The 4143-nt window shown below is 61.7% G+C and carries 7 protein-coding genes and 1 pseudogene; 3 read left to right on the top strand and 5 right to left on the bottom strand.

Annotated features, from left to right (window positions below; all coding sequences use genetic code 11):
* The coding region (locus ASF41_RS25235; RefSeq protein ID WP_156653278.1) for a transposase domain-containing protein at positions 1-110 on the top strand (110 nt) is incomplete at its 5' end.
* Between the two features lie 127 nt (positions 111-237).
* On the opposite strand, the gene ASF41_RS19340 is transcribed toward ASF41_RS25235, so the two are convergent.
* The 4 genes from ASF41_RS19340 to ASF41_RS19325 form a co-directional block, all read right to left on the bottom strand.
* Entirely contained in the window at positions 238-495 is a 258-nt protein-coding gene (locus ASF41_RS19340; RefSeq protein WP_056496185.1) for a hypothetical protein, read from the bottom strand.
* A 43-nt stretch (positions 496-538) separates the two neighbouring features.
* Positions 539-859, bottom strand: coding sequence for a hypothetical protein (locus ASF41_RS24280; protein WP_082504688.1), 321 nt, complete (start codon positions 857-859; stop codon positions 539-541).
* The gene (locus ASF41_RS19330; protein ID WP_056496179.1) at positions 859-1278 is read right to left on the bottom strand and encodes a DUF1236 domain-containing protein; all 420 of its coding nucleotides are present in this window, start codon (positions 1276-1278) and stop codon (positions 859-861) included. Before ASF41_RS19330 ends, ASF41_RS24280 begins: the two co-directional genes overlap by 1 nt.
* Before the next feature lie 149 nt (positions 1279-1427).
* Positions 1428-1700 (bottom strand): hypothetical protein, encoded by a 273-nt coding sequence (locus tag ASF41_RS19325; protein WP_056496176.1) that lies wholly within the window; start codon positions 1698-1700, stop codon positions 1428-1430.
* Between the two features lie 267 nt (positions 1701-1967).
* Here ASF41_RS19325 and ASF41_RS19320 point away from each other — a divergent pair, with 267 nt between their 5' ends.
* Positions 1968-2387: a hypothetical protein gene (locus ASF41_RS19320; RefSeq protein ID WP_056496173.1), complete on the top strand. Its 420-nt coding sequence runs from the start codon at positions 1968-1970 to the stop codon at positions 2385-2387.
* A 64-nt stretch (positions 2388-2451) separates the two neighbouring features.
* Positions 2452-3714: a PHB depolymerase family esterase gene (locus ASF41_RS19315; protein WP_056496170.1), complete on the top strand. Its 1263-nt coding sequence runs from the start codon at positions 2452-2454 to the stop codon at positions 3712-3714.
* A 117-nt stretch (positions 3715-3831) separates the two neighbouring features.
* On the opposite strand, the pseudogene ASF41_RS19310 reads toward ASF41_RS19315, so the two are convergent.
* Positions 3832-4047 (bottom strand): annotated as a pseudogene (locus ASF41_RS19310) (MucR family transcriptional regulator); the annotation flags it as partial.
* Positions 4048-4143 lie beyond the last annotated feature (96 nt).

Genomic DNA, 4143 nt, shown 5'->3' with positions numbered 1-4143 from the left:
ATCTCACCGACGTCATCACCCGCATCGTCGAGGGCCACCCACAGAGCCGTCTCGACGACCTGCTGCCATGGGCCTACCAGGCCATGCCAGCCCTCAAAGCCGTGGCCTGAAAACAGCGCTTACGGCGGTCTGAGCTCCAGGGCGTGAATAAGAGAGCGCATGTTGTGCTGGGACGACGAGGCGAAGTCGGCTGGCTGTCGCTCTGATATGATCTCGGCGCGACGCGTCGCTTAGGGATCACTGCATCGGATCCGCGTCCGGCTTCGTTCTGCGCAGGGCTTCAGCAAGCAGCTCTTGCAGGCGCTTTGCAGATTGATGGGTCAGGGGAATGCCGAGTTGGCTCCCCTCGCTTGTGCTGAGAAGCATGATTGCAACCTCGTCGCCGAGCATAAGCTCTGGCCTGACTACACAAAGGGGGAGGAGGTAGGTGCCGCCGGGTTTGAGCTCGACATCTTCCGCGCCTTCAAGATCAAAAGGCTCGGTCTGGTCAGCCATGAGCAACTCCTATTCGGCGCCTGGTAAGACAGTCCGTATGCGTTCAGCCTTTCGATGCCTGGAAGGGCCGCAGTAGCCACGCTATCCGACCAGCCTCGCTTTCCCCTTCCTGTGCGCTCTGTTGAACCTCAACCAGCGCGGGGACTTCGGGCTCAGCAGCCCCGTGCATGATCTGGCTAAGCAGGGAAGGCAGCTCCTGATCATACTCTCTCAACAGGAGCGCCGCCTCGAGCAGAACGCGGATGTTCCCATCTGGAACCGGGCGGCTCGTGATCTGAGCGTCGAGCACTCGATCTGCGAGAAGTGCGGCAAGCCGTGAGACTTCTGTCAGGCCTGCGGGCAAACCTACGGCTTCGGTCGACATCACTTGATCACTTCCACAATCCGGCGCGTGCCCGGCTCAACCAGCACGGGGCGTTCGTTGACGATCGTGTAGTTGTAGCCCTTCAGTGCAAACTCAGGCGGTACATCATAGTAGGTCATGCCCTCCTTCGGGAGCACCGCTCCAACCCGCACGTCCCCTGCATAGGGGATGGAGGACCTTCGATCAGCGAGTGTGTAAATGCAAAAGCGCTCACGCCTATCGATGCCGAGGATCTGATTGGCGCTTCCGACAGCTCCACCGATCGCACTTCCGACGGCGGCGCCCAACGGACCAGCGATGTTTCCTCCGCGTTCGGCGCCATCCTGCGCTCCGCGCGCGAGGCCCTGAGCGTGTGCTTGGCCGAAAACGCCAGCGCAAAAGGCGAGCACGGCAGCAGCAGAATTGATCAGCTTTGGCATTGGTGATCCAAATCGATCTGCAGGATGCAGTAATCGCCTTTCCGCTTGTGCACGGAGAGTACGCCCAGGCTGGGTGCAGCTACCTGTGGTAAAGTAGGTCGGACGCCACTCGAGATCCGAGCATGTCCAATGTTCAGGGCTATCGAAGCTCAATGCCCGAAGCCGTGTGACTGTTGGCTGTGGCCTTCAACGATGGCAGCGCCGTCAAGCCACGCCATAGCGGCTTCGAGCGTCCGAAAGGGCGGCTCGATCCCTCGGAAAGGGATCGGCCATTGATCCGGCGTCAGCTCGTCGAGCAGTTCCGCGCGCCAGCCGCGCGAGCTGCCTCCCGGCGCGATGTCCTGGACCACACTGCCTATGATGATGCCATCGAGGGCAAGATCGTAGCTGCCAACCGCAAGCTGGTGGAGAGTATATGTCATGGCCGTTCACGGCTCCTGAGGAGGGATTGCTCCTCGTAGCGCCCACTCAGCATAGGGCGTCCCAGCCAAGCACCTAACGATTTCTCCCGAACGGCAAATTGGCACCTCGGAAGATATCTCATCCTGCCTACTCGCAAGCTTCTGGAGTACGATGCAGCCCCCTCTTGAAACGCTGTCTCGTTAATTCGGCAGCACTCAACCCTTGCGCTTTCACATCCATAAGCCATCTCTAGACCATCCAAAGGGATGGTCTAGAGAGGTTCTGAGATGGCGGACAATGTTCGGGCGCTGCGCACGAAGTCGCCCGACAGCGAGAAGCTGACCCTCAATCTCGGCTTCGTCGATCTCGGACAGATCGACCTGCTGGTCAGAGATGGCTTCTACGCCAACCGTGCTGATTTCATCCGGACAGCCGTCCGCAATCAGCTCGATCGTCAGGGCGATGAGGTGAAGCAGTCGGTCACCCGCAAGAAGCTCACCCTGGGCCTTTCGCACTTCACCGCTCGGGACTTGGAGGCGGCAAGAGACGCCGGCGAGCCACTACACATCCAGGTTCTTGGCCTCGCCACTATCGCCCCAGACGTGACCCCGGAATTGGCCCGCCAGGGCATCGCTTCGGTGCAGGTTCTTGGCGCCTTCCAAGCCAGTCCAGAGGTCAAGGCCGCCTTGGCCGACCGCACCAGCTGACAACCAACCTTGCTCGGGGCGGAACACCTCGTGCTCGTCCAACCTCTAATCCAGGATCATAATCATGACCGCTTTCTCGAAGATCGATATGGGCGAGGTGACACGTCTCACCCGTAGCGGCCAGCTTGCAGAAGCCATGGCGCTGCTTCAGGGCAAACCAGTCGCGCGGGCCTCTGCAGCAGGTGCGGATGAAGACACCGGCGCCAACGCGAAAGCTACAGTTCCCCCCTTCGGAGCAATCATCGACATGGTTGCTCCTACAATCCCAGGTGGAGCCTGGACCGAAGCGGGTCTTGGCCAGGCTGCGCCCGACGATGCCGCTGCCGCGACAAAGACTGCCCCCATGCGTCCGGGTCTGTCGGAGACGCTCCGCGACCTGCGTGAGCGCTTCCCAAAGATGAGCGCCGTGCCCGGGCTGGCAGAAGGCTTCGGATCATCACATGGCGCGAGTGTCGTTGTGCCAGAAGGTGCACGGTTCGAGGAGCGGACGTTCTCCAATGCCGCAGGCAGCCGGACGTACAAGGTCTATGTGCCGAGCGGGTACGCAGGGCAGGCGCTTCCCCTCGTCGTCATGCTGCACGGCTGCACTCAGAACCCGGACGACTTCGCCGCGGGGACACGGATGAACGCGTTGGCCGAGGAGCAGACGTTCCTGGTGGCGTATCCGGGCCAGCCGCAGTCGGCCAACATGCAGAAGTGCTGGAACTGGTTCAACGCCGGCGACCAGCAACGCGACCGCGGCGAGCCCTCGATCATTGCCGGCATCGCCCTGGCGGTTGTGAAAGAGTTCTCGGCTGATCGGTCCCGCATCTATGCGGCCGGCCTCTCTGCCGGCGGGGCCGCTGCAGCGATCATGGCAGACACCTATCCGGATGTGTTCGCGGCAGTTGGCGTCCACTCTGGGTTAGCCAGCGGCGCCGCTCGGGACATGCCGTCCGCATTCGCAGCCATGAATGGTGGCGGCACCCCGAAGGCCCGGAAGGTTGGCGCCGGCGTTCCTACCATCGTCTTTCACGGCGACGCCGACAGAACCGTAAGCCTCATCAACGGCGATCAAGTCATTGCTCAAGCCGCGCCGAAGGAGAAGCTCACACGCGCCGTGTCCCAAGGGAAGTCAGACCATGGGATGTCCTTCACCCGCACCGTGCAGACCAACGCATCGGGAGGCGCAATCCTGGAGCAGTGGACCTTGCATGGTGCGGGCCACGCTTGGTCCGGCGGAAGCACGGACGGGAGTTACACTGACCCGAAAGGCCCGGATGCCAGCCGAGAGATGATGCGCTTCTTCATGGATCACTCCTCCGCGGTGACGAAGCCACTGAACTGAACGCTCGTAGATCAAATCGAGCAGGTGACGGACACCAGCATCCTCCTCGTTCAGAAACGACAAAGCCCCGCGCCGACAAGGGCTGCGGGGCTTCGAGCATCGGCGCTGGTTAAAGGATCAGGCAGCCTTGCGGTTCTGAGCAGACGTCTGCTCGGCCTCGCCCCGATCAGCGATCCGGCCAAGGCCGATGGATTTCGCCAACTCGGAGCGGCGTGCAGCATATTCCGGGGCAACCATCGGGTATTCGACCGGCAGACCGAAGCGAGCGCGATAGCTGTTCGGATCCGGGCCGTGGGTGCGCAGGTGGCGCTTCAAGGTCTTGTAGGTCTTGCCTGTCTGTCGTCAGATGATTTGGGACATTCAGCGGTGTTCAGGAGCGGAGGCTCTGGTCCATCTGGGGTGAGAGGTTAGGCAGCCTGCGCGTGATGG

This window comes from Methylobacterium sp. Leaf111 (assembly GCF_001423285.1).
Lineage (GTDB): Bacteria > Pseudomonadota > Alphaproteobacteria > Rhizobiales > Beijerinckiaceae > Methylobacterium.
This window is presented reverse-complemented; position numbering and strand designations above follow the sequence as displayed.

Bases quoted from the DNA above. Each gene is read 5' to 3' on its own strand.
- ASF41_RS19315 (WP_056496170.1), top strand. From the start codon at position 2,452: ATGACCGCTTTCTCGAAGATCGATATGGGCGAGGTGACACGTCTCACC.
- ASF41_RS19325 (WP_056496176.1), bottom strand. From the start codon at position 1,700: ATGACATATACTCTCCACCAGCTTGCGGTTGGCAGCTACGATCTTGCC.
- ASF41_RS19340 (WP_056496185.1), bottom strand. From the start codon at position 495: ATGGCTGACCAGACCGAGCCTTTTGATCTTGAAGGCGCGGAAGATGTC.
- ASF41_RS19330 (WP_056496179.1), bottom strand. From the start codon at position 1,278: ATGCCAAAGCTGATCAATTCTGCTGCTGCCGTGCTCGCCTTTTGCGCT.
- ASF41_RS24280 (WP_082504688.1), bottom strand. From the start codon at position 859: ATGTCGACCGAAGCCGTAGGTTTGCCCGCAGGCCTGACAGAAGTCTCA.
- ASF41_RS19320 (WP_056496173.1), top strand. From the start codon at position 1,968: ATGGCGGACAATGTTCGGGCGCTGCGCACGAAGTCGCCCGACAGCGAG.